16 protein-coding genes are annotated in these 18176 nt (G+C 59.3%); 9 read left to right on the top strand and 7 right to left on the bottom strand.

What is annotated here, in order from left to right; genetic code table 11:
* The first annotated feature begins 248 nt into the window (after positions 1-248).
* The 8 genes from E5X34_RS08610 to E5X34_RS08575 all read left to right on the top strand — a co-directional run bounded on the left by E5X34_RS08610 (position 249) and on the right by E5X34_RS08575 (position 8444).
* On the top strand, positions 249-1040 hold the full coding sequence (locus E5X34_RS08610; RefSeq protein ID WP_292563059.1) for an ABC transporter permease: 792 nt from the start codon (positions 249-251) through the stop codon (positions 1038-1040).
* Positions 1041-1047: 7 nt separating this feature from the next.
* Complete coding sequence (locus E5X34_RS08605; RefSeq protein WP_292563058.1) at positions 1048-1791, top strand: ABC transporter ATP-binding protein; 744 nt, start codon at positions 1048-1050, stop codon at positions 1789-1791.
* Between the two features lie 198 nt (positions 1792-1989).
* The gene (locus E5X34_RS08600; protein ID WP_292563056.1) at positions 1990-3120 is read left to right on the top strand and encodes a DegT/DnrJ/EryC1/StrS family aminotransferase; all 1131 of its coding nucleotides are present in this window, start codon (positions 1990-1992) and stop codon (positions 3118-3120) included.
* Positions 3117-4055 (top strand): glycosyltransferase family 2 protein, encoded by a 939-nt coding sequence (locus E5X34_RS08595; RefSeq protein WP_292563054.1) that lies wholly within the window; start codon positions 3117-3119, stop codon positions 4053-4055. The genes E5X34_RS08600 and E5X34_RS08595 overlap by 4 nt, the downstream gene beginning before the upstream one ends.
* Complete coding sequence (locus tag E5X34_RS08590) at positions 4052-5002, top strand: WxcM-like domain-containing protein (RefSeq protein WP_292563052.1); 951 nt, start codon at positions 4052-4054, stop codon at positions 5000-5002. The genes E5X34_RS08595 and E5X34_RS08590 overlap by 4 nt, the downstream gene beginning before the upstream one ends.
* The gene (locus tag E5X34_RS08585; RefSeq protein ID WP_292563050.1) at positions 4992-5369 is read left to right on the top strand and encodes a GtrA family protein; all 378 of its coding nucleotides are present in this window, start codon (positions 4992-4994) and stop codon (positions 5367-5369) included. The genes E5X34_RS08590 and E5X34_RS08585 overlap by 11 nt, the downstream gene beginning before the upstream one ends.
* Complete coding sequence (locus E5X34_RS08580) at positions 5369-7297, top strand: hypothetical protein (RefSeq protein WP_292563048.1); 1929 nt, start codon at positions 5369-5371, stop codon at positions 7295-7297. Before E5X34_RS08585 ends, E5X34_RS08580 begins: the two co-directional genes overlap by 1 nt.
* A gap of 301 nt (positions 7298-7598) precedes the next feature.
* Positions 7599-8444, top strand: coding sequence for a hypothetical protein (locus E5X34_RS08575; protein ID WP_292563046.1), 846 nt, complete (start codon positions 7599-7601; stop codon positions 8442-8444).
* 84 nt (positions 8445-8528) lie between these two features.
* Here E5X34_RS08575 and E5X34_RS08570 read toward each other — a convergent pair whose 3' ends face one another.
* The 6 genes from E5X34_RS08570 to E5X34_RS08545 form a co-directional block, all read right to left on the bottom strand.
* On the bottom strand, positions 8529-11798 hold the full coding sequence (locus E5X34_RS08570; protein WP_292563044.1) for a glycosyltransferase: 3270 nt from the start codon (positions 11796-11798) through the stop codon (positions 8529-8531).
* A 74-nt stretch (positions 11799-11872) separates the two neighbouring features.
* Positions 11873-12820: a dTDP-4-dehydrorhamnose reductase gene (gene rfbD, locus E5X34_RS08565; RefSeq protein WP_292563043.1), complete on the bottom strand. Its 948-nt coding sequence runs from the start codon at positions 12818-12820 to the stop codon at positions 11873-11875.
* Complete coding sequence (gene rfbB / locus E5X34_RS08560; RefSeq protein WP_292563041.1) at positions 12817-13935, bottom strand: dTDP-glucose 4,6-dehydratase; 1119 nt, start codon at positions 13933-13935, stop codon at positions 12817-12819. Before rfbB ends, rfbD begins: the two co-directional genes overlap by 4 nt.
* The gene (gene rfbC, locus E5X34_RS08555; RefSeq protein WP_292563039.1) at positions 13932-14504 is read right to left on the bottom strand and encodes a dTDP-4-dehydrorhamnose 3,5-epimerase; all 573 of its coding nucleotides are present in this window, start codon (positions 14502-14504) and stop codon (positions 13932-13934) included. Before rfbC ends, rfbB begins: the two co-directional genes overlap by 4 nt.
* Positions 14497-15387, bottom strand: coding sequence for a glucose-1-phosphate thymidylyltransferase RfbA (gene rfbA / locus E5X34_RS08550; protein WP_292563037.1), 891 nt, complete (start codon positions 15385-15387; stop codon positions 14497-14499). The genes rfbC and rfbA overlap by 8 nt, the downstream gene beginning before the upstream one ends.
* Before the next feature lie 219 nt (positions 15388-15606).
* Complete coding sequence (locus E5X34_RS08545; RefSeq protein WP_292563035.1) at positions 15607-16197, bottom strand: biotin transporter BioY; 591 nt, start codon at positions 16195-16197, stop codon at positions 15607-15609.
* A 238-nt stretch (positions 16198-16435) separates the two neighbouring features.
* Between E5X34_RS08545 and E5X34_RS08540 the strand changes: the two genes are divergently transcribed.
* A complete protein-coding gene (locus E5X34_RS08540) occupies positions 16436-17344 on the top strand; it encodes an MBL fold metallo-hydrolase (protein WP_292563032.1) in 909 nt (302 codons plus the stop codon).
* On the opposite strand, the gene E5X34_RS08535 is transcribed toward E5X34_RS08540, so the two are convergent.
* Positions 17345-18130 carry a DUF1499 domain-containing protein gene (locus E5X34_RS08535; RefSeq protein ID WP_292563030.1) on the bottom strand — a complete coding sequence of 262 codons (786 nt, stop codon included), beginning with the start codon at positions 18128-18130 and terminating at the stop codon, positions 17345-17347.
* Between the last annotated feature and the right edge of the window lie 46 nt (positions 18131-18176).

Below are 18176 nucleotides of genomic sequence, written 5' to 3'. Positions count from 1 at the left end.
TTTGGGCGGATATCATCTTGCTGACGATTTGTCTCAAAGCAGCAACGACTCAGACTGGACTGTTATTCTTCAGGAAAACTTCCGCAGCATCCAACAGATTCTGCTAATGGAAATCATAGCATGACGATCCGGCTTCACTAAGCCGCAGCGCGCTGCCATAAGCTTGTCGCAATAGCTATGAAAGAGGTGTAGGGGGGCGTGCGGGGCGAGAGGCGAATCACCGGAACAAAAACTGTGACACCACGACTATGATCTCGGTACTGAATAGCGCCCTTGACGACATCTCCCGAACCATGAAGCTGCGAAGGGTATGGATTGCCCTGGCTCATGAGGATATCGGAGACCAGCATCGGCGCACCACGCTCGGACCACTTTGGCTTCTCGTCAACTATCTTGCCTTCGCGGGAACATTCGTTTTCGTGTTTCAACCGATTGGCAAAGATGCGGCAGGCTATGGCGCCTACGTCGCCATCGGCCTTATGGTGTGGTTTTACCTCATGGAGATCATCTCCCTGAGCGTCCCACTTTTCAAGCGCGAAGAGAGCTTCATCGAAGGTACGACGCTGCCGCTGTTCGTCTATGTGATGCGGCTGACGGTACAGTCGGTGATCCGGGCCGGCTATGCAGTTGTCGGATGCATCATTATCCTGCTGATCAGCGGTCCGTCGCTGACGCCTGCGTGGCTGTGGTCGCTTGCTGGACTGCTGTTGATCTTGTTGACCACACCAGCCCTCATCACGGTCTTCGCTTTTTTGGGCGCATTCTTCCCAGATAGCGAATTCATCGTCGGCAATCTGATGCGCGTTGGGATGTTCTTCACACCCGTCTTTTGGGTCTATAATGGCCAAGACGCTATACAGAGATACTCCTATCTCTGGAACCCGTTCTCTTACTTCCTGGACGTTGCGCGCATTCCGATCCTCGGGGGTGAGTTTCCGAGTAACGCCTTCGCCATCACCGGCGCCACAGCGTTGGTCACGTGGACGATCGCGCTGCTGCTGCTTGGCAGCTACCGCCGCCAGGTCGTCTTTTTGATTTGAGTTTGTGATGGTTTCCATAAAGCTGGACAACGTCAGCCTAATCTACAAGCTGCACGAAAAACTGACGCTTTCGGCGCCGGATCGGCGTTTGGGCGCGACTGGCGGTCGAATAGAAGGCTCCGGCCGAAAGCAGTTTGTTCAGGCGCTCGACGGCGTCGGTTTCGAACTCAAGGCCGGCGACCGGCTTGGTCTTGTCGGCCCGAACGGAGCCGGTAAGACAACACTGCTCAAGGTCCTCTACGGCATTTACGAGCCTTCCGGAGGGAGCGTCGCGATCGAAGGTAAGGTCGACGCTCTTTTCAACATCAACATAGGGTTTCGCCGCGAAGCGACCGGCCGCCGCAACATTGTGTTGCGGGGCTTGATCAACGGATGGTCGGAAGCCGAGATTGAAGAAAAGATGGAGGGCATCATTGCCTTCAGCGAGCTCGGCGATTTCATCGACCTGCCCTTCAAGGCCTATAGCCAGGGTATGGCGGCGCGGCTCGCCTTTTCGGTGGCGACGGCGCTCGACCCCGAAATCCTGCTCATGGACGAATGGATCGGGGCGGGGGATGCCTCTTTCCAGGAAAAGGCCAAGAAGCGCATGGACGAACTGGCCGAAAAGGCAGGCATCATCGTTCTGGCAAGCCACAGCGAAAGTCTTATCCAAAGCGTGTGCACGAAGCGGCTGACGCTCAAAGGCGGCCGAGTGGAGTCGCTAACAGCGGTGCCGGTCAAACCTGCCGAAGCTGCGTCGGCCAGCCCCTAGGCTTGCAGTGTTTCGCAAAATGGCGCGCAGCTGTTGCGGCTAAGCCGGAATCTCAATAGTTGTGCCTGAGGTTCTGGCTTTCCACTCTGGCCGAGCCGGCAGTATCTCGGACGCTTTATATTAGCAACACCTGAATTATCTGAGAGTTTTGCAATGCCAGCATACCGGGATCAATAAAGATACGTTGTTGAGTTGTTGATGACGAAGCCTAACGCCGTTCCGATGAACGATCTCAAGCGCCTGTACAAGCGCTATGAGGTCAAGATTGCGCGCGAAGTAACGAGCACGTTGCAATCCGGATGGTGGCTCAACGGCGCAGCGGGGAAGCGATTCGCAGCAAACTTTGCGAAATTCGTGGGAGCTTCTGACTGCATCCTCGTCGCCAACGGAACAGACGCCCTCGAACTCGCTCTGCGCTCGGTCGTCGGGCTCAACGCTTCGCATGGGCGCGAGGTGATCGTGGCGGCTAATGCCGGGGGGTATGCCAGTTGCGCCTGCTGGCACAACGACCTCGTTCCACACTATGTCGACATCGAACCCGCCAGCCAGCTTGCAAGCATCCAAGCGGTGCTGGACGCAGCGGGGACCGACACCGCTGCGATCGTCGTTACCCATCTTTACGGCGGTGTGGTCGACGTTCCCGCCATCCGGGCGGGACTTATCGATGCCGGCATGTCACACATACCGGTCATCGAGGATTGCGCCCAGGCACATGGTGCACGCATCAGGAATGAAACGGTCGGATCACTTGGTGACGTCGCCACTTTCAGCTTCTATCCGACCAAGAATCTCGGCGCAATGGGCGACGGCGGCGCAGTCCTAACCTCCAATCCAAGGCTGGCAGACCGTGTTCGTCAGCTTCATCAATATGGCTGGAGCTCCAAATATCATGTGGGATTGCCCGGAGGGCGCAACTCACGCATGGATGAGGTCCAGGCCGCGATTTTGGATATCCTTCTTCCGGATTTGAACAGCCGCAATGAACAGCGCCGCGCCATCCTCGACCGATTCAAGTCTGCTGTCGGGAGCCGGCTCCGATTCGTCGACGGAGGCAGCGGCGCCGTCGCGCACCTTGCGGTCCTGCTCTGCGACGATCGGGATGCATTCCGGGTGTTCATGAAGGACCGCGGAGTCGATACCGATGTCCACTATCCCGTGCTTGATTGCGATCAGGCTGGCTGGGCTGACCTGCCCATGAAAGGGACCCAAAATCTCGCGATCTCCAGGGCAAGTATCGGTCGTCTTTGTTCCCTCCCGTGCCACCCAGACCTGACGAGCGACGAGATCGAGCAAGTGTGCAAGGCTCTCGGTGAATGGGAGGCAATGTGACGGCGCGCTCCATCGTCTTTCCCATCTATCGAAACGAGGCGAATATCCCCGCCCTGATGCAGGCAGTTGCGGGCTTTCACGGCAGGTATGGGGGCGATATCGAGTTTGTCTTCGTTATTGATGGATCGCCAGATGCATCCGGCGCGCTGCTGGTCACGGCCTTGAAGAATACCGGCTACGACTACAAGATCATCTTTCACAGCCGGAACTTTGGCTCCTTCACCGCCATTCGGACAGGGCTTGAGCATGCATCGGGCAAGTATGTGGCTGCCATGGCGGCCGACCTTCAAGAGCCGCCGGAACTGATTGTCGAGTTCTTTTCGATATTGGAGAAAGACGCTGCGGACGTCGTCTTCGGCCGCAGAGTGGGGCGAGACGATCCGTTTTTGACGCGGTTTCTGTCCCGGGCTTTTTGGGGCGTTTACCGCAGGCTGATTCTGCCAAGCATGCCCAGCGGCGGCGTCGATATTTTTGGCTGCAACCGCCAGGTGCTGGAAGCGATCCTGTCGATCGCGGAGCCTAACAGCTCGCTGGTCGTGCAACTCTTCTGGGTGGGCTTCAGGCGGGAATTCGTGCCGTATCACCGTCGCGAACGGGAGCACGGAAAAAGCGCCTGGGGCATGGGGCGCCGCCTCAGATATATGATGGACTCGATCTTCTCGTTTTCCGACTTTCCGATCGTGCTTACACTATGGGTGGGGATCGCGGGCTGCATCCTCAGCCTTGTGTTTGCCGCAGTGACCGTAATCGCCCGCTTGCTGGGCAGGATCGACTCTGCCGGATACACGACACTGGTGCTGCTTATCGTGGGATTTGGGTCAGCGATTCTCGCGGTGCAAGGCATCCTGGGGTGTTACCTCTGGCGAGCCGTTGAAAACACCAAATCGCGCCCATTGCGGATAATAAGCCGCATTGTCGACGGAACGTCCGCATGAAGGACAAGACTTTCTTTGTTCACCAGCACGGCATCTGCGAAAGCACGAGCGTCGGCAATGGCACACGCGTGTGGGCGTTTGCCCATGTACTCCCAGGGGCGGTGATCGGCGCGAACTGCAATATCTGCGATCATGTCTTCATCGAAAATGATGTGACGGTCGGCGATGACGTCACGATCAAAAGCGGCGTTCAGCTGTGGGACGGCGTCCGGCTGGGCAATCGCGTGTTCGTCGGTCCGAATGCCTCCTTTACCAACGACCGTTTCCCGCGTTCGAAACACTATCCGGAATCGTTTCTCCAGACGATCGTCGAGGACGGCGCGTCGATCGGCGCCAACGCAACCATCCTGCCCGGGATAACGATCGGTCGCCAGGCGATGATCGGCGCCGGCGCCGTGGTGACCAAGAACGTGCCGGCCAACGCCGTGGTGGTGGGAAACCCGGCCGTCATCGTCGGCTATCAGACCGGTCCGCAGGTCGAGCCCGTGATGACGCAGGCGACCCCTGGCGCTGCCGGTGACAGGATGGCGCTTGGCGTTGGCGGATGTGAGCTGTGGCGGTTGCCGCACTTTAGTGATCTGCGCGGCGAACTGGCCCCGCTTGAGTTCGGACAGAACCTGCCCTTCAAGCCCTTGCGGTCGTTTCTTGTCTACGGCGTACCTTCGGACAAGGTCAGGGGTGAGCATGCGCACCGGCAGTGCCATCAATTCCTGATTGCCGCCCATGGACGCCTGTCGGTGGTCGTCGATGACGGGCACGACAGAAAGGAAGTGTCGCTGGCAGATCCCTCGATCGGTCTTTACCTGCCTCCCGGAGTGTGGGGCATTCAGTACAAATTCCAGCCGGATACCGCGCTGCTCGTCATGGCTTCGCATCCCTATGATGCGAGCGACTACATCAGGGATTATTCGGATTTCCTCGCCATGGTCAGACCGGATGGCCATTGACCGGATAGGCTCAGACGCAATCCGCTTTCTTGTGGCCGGCGGATTGAACACCGCGCTGACGAGCGCCGTCTACTTTGCCGGCTTGACTGTGCTCCCGTCAGCAATCTCCTACACAATTGCCTGGCTGGCAGGCCTCGTATTCGTGATGGTGTTCTATCCGGATCGGGTTTTTCCAGGCGGGCGCGCCGGCTTCGCGGATCGGCTGGCGGTCGGCGGTTCGGTCGCGGTGGTGTTTGCAGCGGGGTTGGCGGTCCTTCATTTTCTCGAGCGGGTGTTGCAAAGCCATGCAGCGGCATTCTTTGCAACGCTGGCCGCAACGACGATGCTCAACTTTCTGGTTTCTCGATGGATACTACGCAGACAATAATGGAACATTCTGTCGGATCTCAAACGACGGGGATCGTGCTGGAATCCGGCTCCCAAACGACGCGGCTACCGCGCCATGCGGCGACATCTGCCGAGCGCATTGTCAGCGCCCTGTTCATCGCTCTCCCAATGTTCTGCCTTGGATGGATGGCAATCCAGTGGGTAAACTACGGGATAGACCTTCCATATTTTGACGACTGGCGCGATTATTTTGATGGCACCACCGGCTCTTTAAATATCGGGTATCTTTTTACCCCAGCAAACGACACCATGTACGCTGTCGGAAAACTCCTTGAATCCCTTGTTTTCATCGTATTCAAAGGAAATTCCGTCGTCGACCAATTCCTCTCGATGGTTTCCGTCCTTGGTTTGATCCTTTTTTTTCAATGGATTCTAATCAATAAAGCCGTCAAGGACCACCTTCTTGCGGCGTGTGCCTTCTCTCTCTCTTTATTTATGCTTCAGTCGGATAGTTATTGGGGAAGGCAAAATATAGCCTATCATCAGGCCCTGCCACTTATATTCACCCTCGCGGTGATTTACGTATTGGTTGCGAGTCGATGGTCATGGCCCGTTCGTTCTTCCATTCTTTTTACGCTGGGAATTCTCTCCGGATTGGCTTATACTTCAGGCGCCTTTTCCTTACTCGCGCTGACCGCCACCCTCATTGTCTGCATAGCGAGTAACCGACGCGCTTACGGCGAATTGATACCAGACGCGGTCGCGCTGCTTTGCGCAACGATCATCACCGTTATCGTGCAGGGATACGTCCTCGTATTCGTCCAACATGGCCAGGTGCATTCAGGAACACCCTGGGCCTTGCCGAATAGCCCCGAATTCTGGTTCTACATGTTCGGCAAGATAGGCCGTAGCCTCATGCTGACGGCCTCGCATCCATTGCGATCTCTTTTGATCGCCTTGCTTTGCTTGGCCCTTGCCGTGGCGGTCGCGATATCCGGCCTGCGCAATGTCATGACGGCGAAAACCCGGCATTCGGCTCCCGCCCGCTTGGGATTGATCAGCCTGCTCTTGTTCGCATCGGTATTTTTCTACCTTTTGATGGTCGCCGCAGGTCGAACCGATTTGCGCCCCGCCAACATATCCACGCCTTTGCAACTCTTCGCCTTTGGCTTCGCACGCTTTCATTTCTTTTGGGCAACGCTGATTTGGCCATGGGTGTTTGCGGGCGCCATCGTGATGGCAATGACGCTGTGGCCGCGCAGAGAGAGCGCAATTCGTGTCGCCGCGGTGGTGTCCGCGGCTTGCGTCGTCGTCTACACCATGGCGGCAGGAATTTTTGCCCATGCCTCCTACTTTCGGCAGACATCCGATCTAACCCTTCGAAACGGTGCGTGTCTGCACACGAAGCTGCTCGCCGGAGGGCCTATCGATTGTCCGATGCTTTATCCTCGCGAGATGACACTCGCATATGTCAACGCGGTAAAAATGGGCGCGTCATTCATAAGATACTTTCCGCCCGACCTGCTCGAAAGCGCTCCCCGCAGCCCGACCTGGAACGTGCTGGACAAGCCAATGGACAGCGTCACGGTGAGCAACGCGACCACCGAGATTCGTCCTGGCAATCTGAGCCTGTCCGCCGGAAGGGATGTTCAAATAGCCTTTTCGGTCGGCCAAGCGGATGACCTCCATCACTGCCTGGCAGTCCTCGTAGAAAGCACCATTGGCGTTGAAAGCCCCACGATCGTTCAACTCTTCTACCGCCCATGGGGCGCTCCGGTTTTCTCCCAGGCCAACAGCCGTACCCAGCAAATCGCCACCGGCGACGGAAACATGGTGCGGTTCCTGGTGATCGAACCGCACGGCTTCAGGAACGAGTTTCGGCTCGACCCGGTTTCGGACAGCCAGCCCTCGACTGTGAAAGAGCTGAATGTTTCCTGCGTTCTCAGAGAGCCGGGTGCCACCGGGTAGATCGCATAGCCCACCCCCAGTAACCGACCTAATCAGTAGAATCGGACCACAAAACGCGAACGCAGACTGCGGTACAAGATTGAAGGAGGTCCGACAAAACGCTATGCCGCTCGGAAGCCAGCAGGTCAAATGTCAACGCAACTATGAAGAAGAACTCAGATGCGGCGGCGTAAGCCACGGACCTTTTTCGGCTATCTAAGATTCGCTGACGTGAGCGATCGCCGACCCGGGCTCCACCGTTGGCATGGTAAAGTTCCAAGCCCCACAGCCTTATACACTATAAAATATGGGAGATTCATAATTGAATATTCGCAAATATTTTGTGATCGGCCTAGCCAAAACCGGCACGACTGTAGTCTCAAAAACTATCCAAAATACCATGTCAATAAATGACTATTATATGGAACCAAAAGACGCCTCCTTCTTCGAAGCAATATCTACGCGTGAAAATGATTGCGTAGTAAAAGTATTATATGATCACTGGGTTGATCGGCCAAATTTGTTTAACTCTATAGTATATAATGAATTCAATACCAATTTTTTAGCAAACATCTTTATTGTTCGCGACCCTAGAGCAGAAATCATAAGCCGCTTGCATTATGTTGCTTACCCGTATTTTGAAAATAGGGCTTCCTCCGAGTCTGACGTGCAAAAGTGGCTCGAAATCTTCCGCCGCAAGGAAAGCGACCCTGGTGCGGTATCCCTTCGTGACATCACCCATCACTTAGCTACCAACTTCAACGTGTTTGGCGCCGAGGAAATCAAGCAGTCATCCACGGCGGCGATCCGATATGCGGAGTACCTTTCAAACCTGCCAAAGGAATTGAAAACGGTATTGAGGTATGAGGATTTCGTCTCCGGCAACTTAACGGATCACCCTCTGCGTGACTTGCTTGTGGGGAGTCGCGATGTAGGCGACGACCTGCGGAGAACGCGCCGGTCGGGCGGCGAAGATGATTGGCACGCATTCTTCCATCCAAGCGACTACGAATGGCTACGTGAGATACTCGGTAACACTGCTCAGTTGCTCGGTTACGATTTTGCGCCGACTGGTCCAAAACACGCAATTAATCCCGAGAACAGCAGCCAATATGTTGAACAGATAATTCGAGAAGCGCAGCGCAAAAGACTTAGCAACGCCAAATAGATATTTCAATTTCTTTTATTATCTCACCGCCCATTGGCTATTCTATCCAATGGAAATTTCTCTTTTTCTACTAGTTTATAGAGATCAGCTCAGCGAGAAATCTTCACGCGCCTTAGTCAAATTCGGAGAGTAAAATGGGTCACGCTCAATAACCTTTTTCCATTCCTCCTTCATAAAATTAATTTCATTTTTGAACCTCTCAACTTTTTCTGGCGCGTCCTCCGCACCGCGAGAGATACTTTCCAGATGGTAAAGCTCGGCATACGGCGTCCAGACGTTTAAATATCCGGCTTCCTGCGCTTTCAGACAAAGATCGACATCGTTGAAGGCGACAGTCAGGTCGACCTCATTGAGACCACCCACTTCTTCGAACACATTCTTGCGGATCAGGAGGCAAGCTGCCGTAACGGCGGAAAGGTTCTGCAAAACCTTTAACCTGGCAAAGTAGCCGGGGTGATGGCGGGGGAAGTATTTGTGTGAATGCCCAGCAACTCCGCCCACGCCGACAATGACTCCAGCATGCTGAATGGTGTCATCGGCATAATAGAGCTTCGCGCCGACGCAGCCGATATCCGGCTGTATCGCCCAGGAAACCATCTCCGTCAGCCAGTCGGGTGAGATCACTTCGATATCGTTATTGATCAATCCGATGATCGACCCTTTCGCGTTCAGCACTCCAAAGTTGTTGATCGCCGAATAATTGAACGGTTTGTCGTAGCGGAGCACGCGTATATTCTCCGCCTTTTTCAAGTCGCTGAAATAGGCAAGCGTTTCCTGCTCCACCGACCCATTGTCGACCACGAGAATTTCGTAGTTGCCGTAAGTGGTTTTCTCGCGAATGGAATTCACGCAATTTCGCAAGAGGTCCACCTTGTCCCGGGTTGGAATGACAAGGCTGACAAGCGGTTGCGGTTCAGGCACCGAGAACCGAAGGCGATAATAAGGTGTGCCCGGCGCTTCCTCGACCCTTGCCGGCAGCCTCATGCGTTCGACATGCTCTTCCAGAGCGCGCAATCCGGCCATGTGAGCGTAGTTCTTTTGCGAACCATCAAGCGCGGTCGAGCCCTCCACGGCGCGCCAATGGTACAGCACCTTCGGAATATGCCGGATTTTCCGAGCGTCTATACGCTCAAAGATACGCAGATTGAGGTCATAATCCTGGCTGCCCTCGAAACCGGAGCGCCAACCACCGACGGCGCGAATATTTTCGGCGCGATGCAAGGTAAGATGGTTGAGATAGTTCTGGGACCGGAACAGCTCACGCGAGAAATCCGGCTTGAAGCAGGGATCGTAACGCCTCCCTTCCGAATCGATCTTGTCCTCATCGCTGTAGATCAACTCTGAGTCGGGATGGCGATCGAGTTCCAGCGCTACCTCGGCAAGCGCGTGCGGGCGCAGAACATCGTCATGGTCGAGCATGGCAACCCACTCGCCGGTGACGAGTTCCAGCGCGGAATTGGACGCCCGGGAGATGTGGCCATTCTCCTCGCGAAGCACGATCTTGATACGAGGATCGCGTTTTGCATAGTCGTTCAGAATGAGCCGCATGTGCGGCTTCGTCGAGCAGTCGTCCGCAATACAGAGCTCCCAGTTCTGATAGATCTGGGCACGTACGCTTTCGATTGCTTCCCGAAGGAGCCCTTCGGGCGTGTCGTAGACCGGCATGAGCACTGAAATGAGGGGTTTCACCTTGAGCTCGGCCAGGCGGCGGCGAAGATCCGAAATGTCGTCTTCCGTCGGCGTGTCATTGAGAGCAATCCACCCTTCATAGGTAATGCTGCCCAGAGCGCCTCGCGCCTCCGCCGAACGCAGAGTGGCTGCAAACCCCGACAGGCCGCCTTCCCTCAATATGTTCGCGGCGCGTTTGGCAGACCGTCTCAGAGCGCTGGGGCTCTTCAGGTGGCGAAGCGCAAGCCTCGCGATGAGCCGCGCATAGTATTCGAGCCGCCCGACCTTGCGCAGCCGCGCGTGATCGATCGTGATCTGGCGGGAACGGTCGCTCGGATCGAACCGAAGTTTTGCGGCTTGCGCGTAGAGTGGAAAGATCGTCTCGGCCAAGCCTCCGCCGTTCGAATGAAATCGCAAATCGATCCGCTCGACTTCGTTATATCCTCTGCCGCTGTCTATGTAGAGGCGAGTGTCCGCGAACGTTTCCGCATCGGCCGGTCCACGGAGGGTAAGCCGGTAGTGTCCAGGGGCAAGCGGCAAGGAACCCGACCAAAGAAGCTCGAGCTGCGGATCATCGCCCGTTACCGTCCACTCCGTGGCCTGCTTCCCAGGCGTCACACTTTCCAAGTGATAGAGCGCGCGCGGCACGATGGGCCGCCCGAGATAGAAAGCCATCCTGTCGGGAAACGAAGCAAGCCTTCGCAGTAGCGATCGATAGCGCCAGACCCGGCTGATACGAACCAATTCCATCTCGCGCTTCAACGCGATCATCTGGTGATCGCGGTCTTGCACCTGACGCTCAAGCATCGCGATGCTATTGTCCCTTGCCGCGAGGTTTGTATCGGCCAATTCGAGAGCGCGCGTCACGGTCTGTTCCAACGCCACGATCTCATCGTTCTTTGCCGCAAGCTTTGTGTTGGCCGATTCAAACGCTTGAGCGACGGCGCGGATCTTCTCACGCTCGACTGTCAGCGCTGCGATCTCACTGTCGCGCTGCTCGACCTGTTGCCGCCACTCTTCGCGGCTTCGCGCGAGCTGTGCCTGCGCCTGCTCGGCCGAACGGGCCGCATTGTCGCGCTGCGCGACTGCCTGGCCAAGATAGGCGAACGCAGCTCGTACGGCCTCTGTGCCGCTCTCGTGTCTGTCAGCGGCGAAGAGCGCCTCCACCGCCTTCGGATAGTTCTCGCCAAGCGCCAGAACGCCCAAGCCGTGTCCATGCAGGAATTCGAAATGCGGCCGGCCTTCGGACACCTCGCTCCAAAAGCGAAAGACGCCGAAATCACGCTCACGCACATTCGTGTCGTGAAAGAGCACAATGGCGTTTTGTGTCAACTTCGACCGCCAAGTCACGAAGTCATGGCGGACAGCCTCATAACTGTGCAGGCCATCAATATGCAGCAGATCGATGCTTTCATCCTCGAAATGGCTGACTGCTTCATCGAAAGTCGACCGCACGAGAGACGAAAAGGCCGCATATTTTTGCGCATGATAGGCGGCTAAAGCGGAATAGATCTCCTCGCCATAAAAGCCCGCATGCTCATCACCCTTCCAGGTGTCGATTGCGTAGCTGCTGCAAGAAAGATGCAGCAGTTCGATAGCCTGACAGGCAGCGCAGTAAGAGACCCCGGTGTGTGTGCCAAGCTCGACGAACCGACGCGGACGAAGCGCGTCGACGAGCCAGAACATGAACGGGACATGCTCGACCCACGCAGATGGAGCTACAAGGTCAGGGAACCGAAACGTCGTCGACGTAAAAGGGATCATCGCTGCGTCGCACTGCCAGACAAGTTCGCCGTCCCAACAAGCGGACAGCAATTATCTATTCGATCGTGCAGGAGCCTGCTGACCACCCTCTCCGTCGCCTCCCGCCAGTGCGGCGCCCGCCACCCGAACACACTCTCAAACTTCGCGCTCGAAAGCCGCGAATTTTGCGGGCGCCTCGCCTTGGTCGGATAATCCGCCGTCGCGATATCGCGCACTTTCGCGTGCGGGCCACCAAACGCCCGGCTTGTGTCGAGGATGTGACGGGCAAAGCCGCTCCAGTTGGTGTCGCCCTCGCCCGCCAGGTGGTAGACACCGAAGGCGGCGAAATTCCTGTCGTCCCGCAGCCTCGCCGCCGCATTCAGGATGGCGTCGGCGATGTCGAGCGCCGAGGTCGGATTGCCCCATTGATCGGCGACGACGGCAATCTCGTCGCGGTCGCTGGCCAGCCGCAGCATCGTCTTGACGAAGTTCTTGCCGAAAGGGCTGTAGACCCAGGCCGTGCGCAAGATGATGTGGCGCGGATTGGCGGCGGCCACCGCCTCCTCGCCGGCGAGCTTGGAAGCGCCGTAGACGCCGAGGGGCGCAGTCGGGTCGGTCTCGACATAGGCGCCGTCCTTGGCGCCGTCGAAGACATAGTCGGTCGACAGATGGATGACGGGGACGCCGAGCCTTGCCGCGGCCTCGGCCACCTTGCCGGCGCCGGTGGCGTTCACCCCGAAGGCCAGATCCTTCTCGTCCTCGGCCTGGTCAACGGCGGTGTAGGCGGCGGCGGAAACGACGATGTCGGGCCTTGCCGCTTCGAGTGCGGCTAGCACCGTGTCGGGCCGCGCAAGGTCTAGCGCCGGGCGGCCGACGGCGACGATCTCGAGATCGTCGCGGCCCCGCGCCGCCTCGACCAGGCTGGCGGCGACCTGGCCCTCGCGTCCGGTGACGGCAAGCCTCACGTCGTCACCTTCCTGCTCTCGGCCGGGTTGCCTGCAACCGGACTGTTTTGTTTTGCCGCCGCAGCGTGGCCCAGCCGCTCGCCGGCGTAGCGCTGCTCGCGGATCGGGCCCCACCACCATTTGTTGTCGAGATACCAGTCGACGGTCCTGGCCAGGCCGCTGTCGAAATTCTCGCGCGGCGTCCAGCCGAGATCGCGCGCGATCTTGGAGGCGTCGATCGCATAGCGGCGGTCATGTCCGGGACGATCGGTGACGAAGCTGATCAGGTCGCGATAGCGCTTGCCTCCCGCGCGCGGCCGCCTCGCGTCGAGCAGATCGCAGATCGCCTCGACGACGCCGAGATTGGTGCGCTCGGAATTGCCGCCGACATTGTAGCTCTCGCCCGGCCGCCCCTTGGTGGCGACCAGCTCCAGCGCCCGCGCGTGATCCTCGACGAACAGCCAGTCGCGCACATTGGCGCCGGCGCCGTAGACCGGCAGCGGCTTCTCGTCGAGCGCGTTGAGGATGACCAGCGGGATCAGCTTTTCGGGGAAATGGTAGGGGCCGTAATTGTTCGAGCAGTTGGAGAGCACCACCGGCAGGCCGTAGGTCTCGTGCCAGGCCCGCACCAGGTGATCCGACGCCGCCTTCGAGGCCGAATAGGGCGAGGACGGCGCATAAGGCGTTTCCTCGACGAACATGCCGCCGTCGAAAGGCAGGTCGCCGAAGACCTCGTCGGTCGAGACATGGTGGAAGCGGAAGCCCGCCTTGCGCTCCTCGGACAGGCCGCGCCAGTATTCCAGCGTCGCATTGAGGATGCGGTAGGTGCCGACGATGTTGGTCTCGATGAAGGCGCCGGGGCCGTCGATCGAGCGGTCGACATGGCTTTCGGCGGCAAGGTTCATGACGATGTCGATGTCGTCGCGGCGCAAGATCTCCAGAACCGCGCGCTCGTCGCAGATGTCACCCCGCTCGAAACGGTAATTGTGCGCGTTCTCGATCGGCCGCAGCGACGCGAGATTGCCGGCATAGGTGAGCTTGTCGAGATTGGTGACGCGGTAGGCCGGGTTGGCGCACAGATGCCGGCATACGGCCGAGCCGATGAAACCGGCGCCGCCGGTGACCAGGAAATTCATGCCACCCCCTCCGCGGACTCAAACACCTCCGCCATGGCCAGCGTTGGCGCCTTTTGGTCCTTGTCCGAAAGCTGGAATCCGCCGGCAAGCGCCGGCCACTCGATGCCGATTGCGAGGTCGTCGAAACGGATCGACCGGTCGTGCCCGGGCGAATAGGTGTCGGTCACCTTGTAGATCACCTCCGTATCCGGCACGAGCGTGACGAAGCCATGCGCGAAACCTTTCGGCACGAGGATCTGGTTGCCCTTCTGCGCCGACACCTCCAGCCCCTCCCATTTGCCGAAAGTCGGCGAGGCGCGGCGGATGTCGACCACGACATCGAACACGCTGCCCCTGACGACGCGCAGCAACTTGTCCTGGGCGCGCGGCGGCAGCTGGTAATGCAGCCCGCGCAACACGCCGGCCGCGGCGGAGTAGGAATGGTTGTCCTGCACGAAGGCGAGATGGATGCCGGCCTCGGCGAAGCGTTCGGCATTCCAGGTCTCGCTGAAAAAACCGCGCGCGTCGCCATGCCGCTTCGGCACGATCTCCAGCACGCCGTCGAGGCCGAGCGGCCTGACCTCAAGCACCCTGTTCCTCCATCAGATCGGCCACCCGCCGGCGCAGATAGGCGGCATATTCGTTCTTGCCGAGCCGCGCCGCGCGATCCAGAACCTTGTCGGCGCTGATCCAGCGCTGCTCCAGCGCAATCTCCTCGGGGCATGCGATCTTGATGCCCTGGCGATGCTCGATCGTGCGCACGAAGGACGAGGCCTCGAGCAGGCTGTCATGCGTGCCGGTGTCGAGCCAGGCATAGCCGCGGCCGAGGCGGTGGACATGCAATTCGCCGCGCTCGAGATAGACGTTGTTGACCGCCGTGATCTCGAGCTCGCCGCGCGCCGAAGGGCGGATGTTCGAAGCTATGTCGACCACGTTGTTGTCGTAGAAATAAAGACCGGTCACGGCCCAGTTGGACTTCGGCTTTTGCGGCTTCTCCTCGATCGTCAAAGCCCTGCCGGTGACCTTGTCGAAGGAGACCACGCCATAGCGCTCGGGATCGTCGACATAGTAGGCGAAGACGGAGGCGCCGCCGTCGCGCGCAGCCGCCTCGCCGCAGAGCCGCGACAGGCCGCCGCCGAAATAGATGTTGTCGCCGAGAATCATCGACACGCTGTCCTTGCCGACGAAGTCGCGACCGATGATGAAGGCTTCGGCGAGACCATTGGGCTGCGGCTGCTCGGCATAGGAGAGCTCCAGGCCGAATTCGGAACCGTCGCCCAGCAAAGCCTGGAAGACCGGCAAGTCGCGCGGAGTTGAAATGACCAGGATCTCGCGGATTCCCGCGAGCATCAGCACGCTCAGCGGGTAATAGATCATCGGCTTGTCGTAGATCGGCAGTATTTGCTTAGATACAGCTAATGTTAGCGGATAAAGACGTGTTCCGCTGCCGCCCGCAAGGATAATTCCTTTCAACAAGCTCTCCTTGAACTACCGCGGCCCCCGCCTCGACGCCAAGTTGCCCGTGCTTAGGTTTCGGGCACCGGCTTGTCAATGTCGGGTTTGCTTCCTTCCTGACGCTGGTTCCACTTTCTATCATCCGGCACGCATTGGTTTCGAGCGAAATCCGACTGCGGCATGAAAAAGGGCCGGCGGGCGCCTGTTGCCCGCCGGCCCTTCTTTCGTCGATCGCGATCAGCCGCGCTTGAGCAATGCCCACACGGCCGGCACCAGGCTGGCCGCCAAAGCCACCTTGATCAGGTCGCCGGCAATGAAGGGCAGGACGCCGAACTGCCAGGACTTTTCCGGTCCGATGAGCATCGCCAGCCAGGCAAAGCCCATGGCCATCATGACGACTTCCGCCGTCAGCATGGCGCCGAACAGCTTGAACGGGCTGCGGTCCCAGCCGCGGTCCGCGGCCCAGCCGGCAATCGCCGCCATGACGACGAAGCCGGCGAGATAGCCGCCCGTCGAGCCCAGCATATAGGCGATGCCGATGCCCTTTTCCGGCGTGCCCTGGAACACCGGCAAGCCGAACGCGCCTTCGGCGAGGTAGAGAAGCAGCGTCGCGACGGCCAGCCGCAGGCCGAAGGCCGAGGCGATCAGGAGCACGGCCAGCGTCTGCAGCGAAATGTCGACCGGACCGAGCACCACTTTGGTCTTGGCCGAAATCGTGAGCAGCAGGGTTCCGGCAAGCGCCAGGAAGAGCTGGGTCGCGAGCCGCGCGGCGCCCCGCTCCGGCAGAGTGAGAGAAACGAGCGGACGCATCGTGGTTGCAATTGCCATGGTCTTCCTCATTCTGGCTGATTCATCGGGTGGCTGATTTGCTGGCTTCAAAAACTCTCTTGATGCATGTCGTTGTCCTAAACCGCTGCGCACTTTTGGGCGACATGCTCAAAAACTTTCTTGATGCATGTCCTTGTCCCAAAACCGCTGCGCACTTTTGGGCGACATGCATTGAATTTCCTATATTGGCTTCCGTATCGGGCGGCAATCATTTTGCGGCATTGCAAAGGAATCCGGCATGGCGCTTGAATTCGATACCAGCTTCGACCCGGCCTACGGCCGGGCGGTCACGGTTGCGCCGGATGTGCTGCGCATCACCGCCGGAAATCCGAGTCCGTTCACCTTCCACGGCACCAACAGCTATCTCGTCGGCCGCGACACGCTGGCGGTGATCGATCCGGGGCCGGAAGACGACGCGCATCTCGATACGCTGCTCACGGCGATCGCTGGCCGGCCGGTCAGCCACATCTTCGTCAGCCACACCCATCGCGACCATTCGCCGCTGGCGGCACGGCTGAAGGAGCGCACCGGCGCGCCGACGCTTGCCGAAGGCCCGCACCGGCCGGCGCGGCCCTTGCGCATCGGCGAGGTCAATCCGCTCGACGCCAGCGCCGACCTGGCCTTCGTGCCCGATATCGCGCTGGCCGACGACGCGCTGACCGAGGGCGACGGCTGGGCGATCCGCACCGTGCTGACGCCCGGCCACACCGCCAACCATGCCGTGTTTGCGCTCGAGGGAACCGGCACCCTGTTTTCGGCCGACCATGTCATGGCCTGGTCGACCTCAATCGTCGCGCCGCCGGACGGCGCCATGGCCGACTATATGAGCTCCCTCGACAGGCTGCTGGCGCGCGAGGATCGTCTTCTGCTGCCGGGCCATGGCGGGCCCGTGACCGCGCCCCAAAGGTTCATGCGCGGCCTGAAGACGCATCGCAAGATGCGTGAAAGGGCGATCCTGGAGCGCATCCGCGCCGGCGACCGGACGATCAGGGAGATGGTCGCAGCAATCTATCGCGACACCGACCCCCGGCTGCACGGCGCAGCAGGATTGTCGGTGCTCGCCCATCTCGAGGATCTGGTCGCGCGCGGCCTGATCGCCACCGAAGGCGACCCGGCGATCGACGGCATTTTCAGTCCCGCCGGCTGATCACTCGGCCGGCGCCGCGCCGACCTGGCCGGCGACTTCCTGGTCGAGCTCGCCGAGGAAATCCGTGATGCGGGCGGCGTTGTCGCCGAGGTCGTAACGGCCGTAGCGCGAGGCCGACCGCATGTCGACGATGACCTGCTCGCCATCGTCGGTGACGCGGATGGCGACATCGGCCGGCAGCCCCAGCACAAAGCCCTTGGCCAGCGCATTGATCGTCGCCTCGCTCTGCCCGTTGATATCGGGATAAGGCGCCGTCAGCTGCCAGTCGCGGCGGTCGAGCACGGTTTCGACAGCATCGACGACGGTTTCGAAAGGCAGATTGTAGCTGTGGCCGCTGACCAGCGGATAGGCGTCGGCCTGCAGGCTCTGTTCGCCAGGGGTCGGCGGCGACAGCTCGTTCATGTCGCTTGTACGGTCGCTGGTGTCCAGAACCGGCGGGTCGTCGAGATCGGTCGAGATGTCGCGCAGCGGCGGGTAGATCGTGGCCCAGTAGGCGGCGACGCCATAGGGCGCCAGAACCAGCAGCGCCAGCAGCGCGCCGACGCTGAGATCGCGGCCGCCGCGATCGCCGAAGCTCCAGACCCTTGACAGGCCGAGACCCGCCAGCAACAGGGCGAGCGCCGCCAGCAGCGCGACGACCGCAAGCACCCACAGGAAAGGCGGCGTCTCGACGAATCCGAGCCGGTAACCGGCAACGGCGGTGAGCAGAAGGACGAGTGAAAATGCCCCGATCCGCCGCGACCAGCCGGCCGCCCTTGACGTCTGCCGTTCAGGAATAGATGCCATTCTTCGCCGTACCGTCCCAACCCGGGCCGAGAGTTAGCGGTTTTTG

Source organism: Mesorhizobium sp. (assembly GCF_004963255.1).
GTDB lineage: Bacteria > Pseudomonadota > Alphaproteobacteria > Rhizobiales > Rhizobiaceae > Mesorhizobium.
The sequence above is the reverse complement of the archived record's forward strand: the minus strand, read 5'-3'. Positions and strand labels throughout refer to the sequence as shown.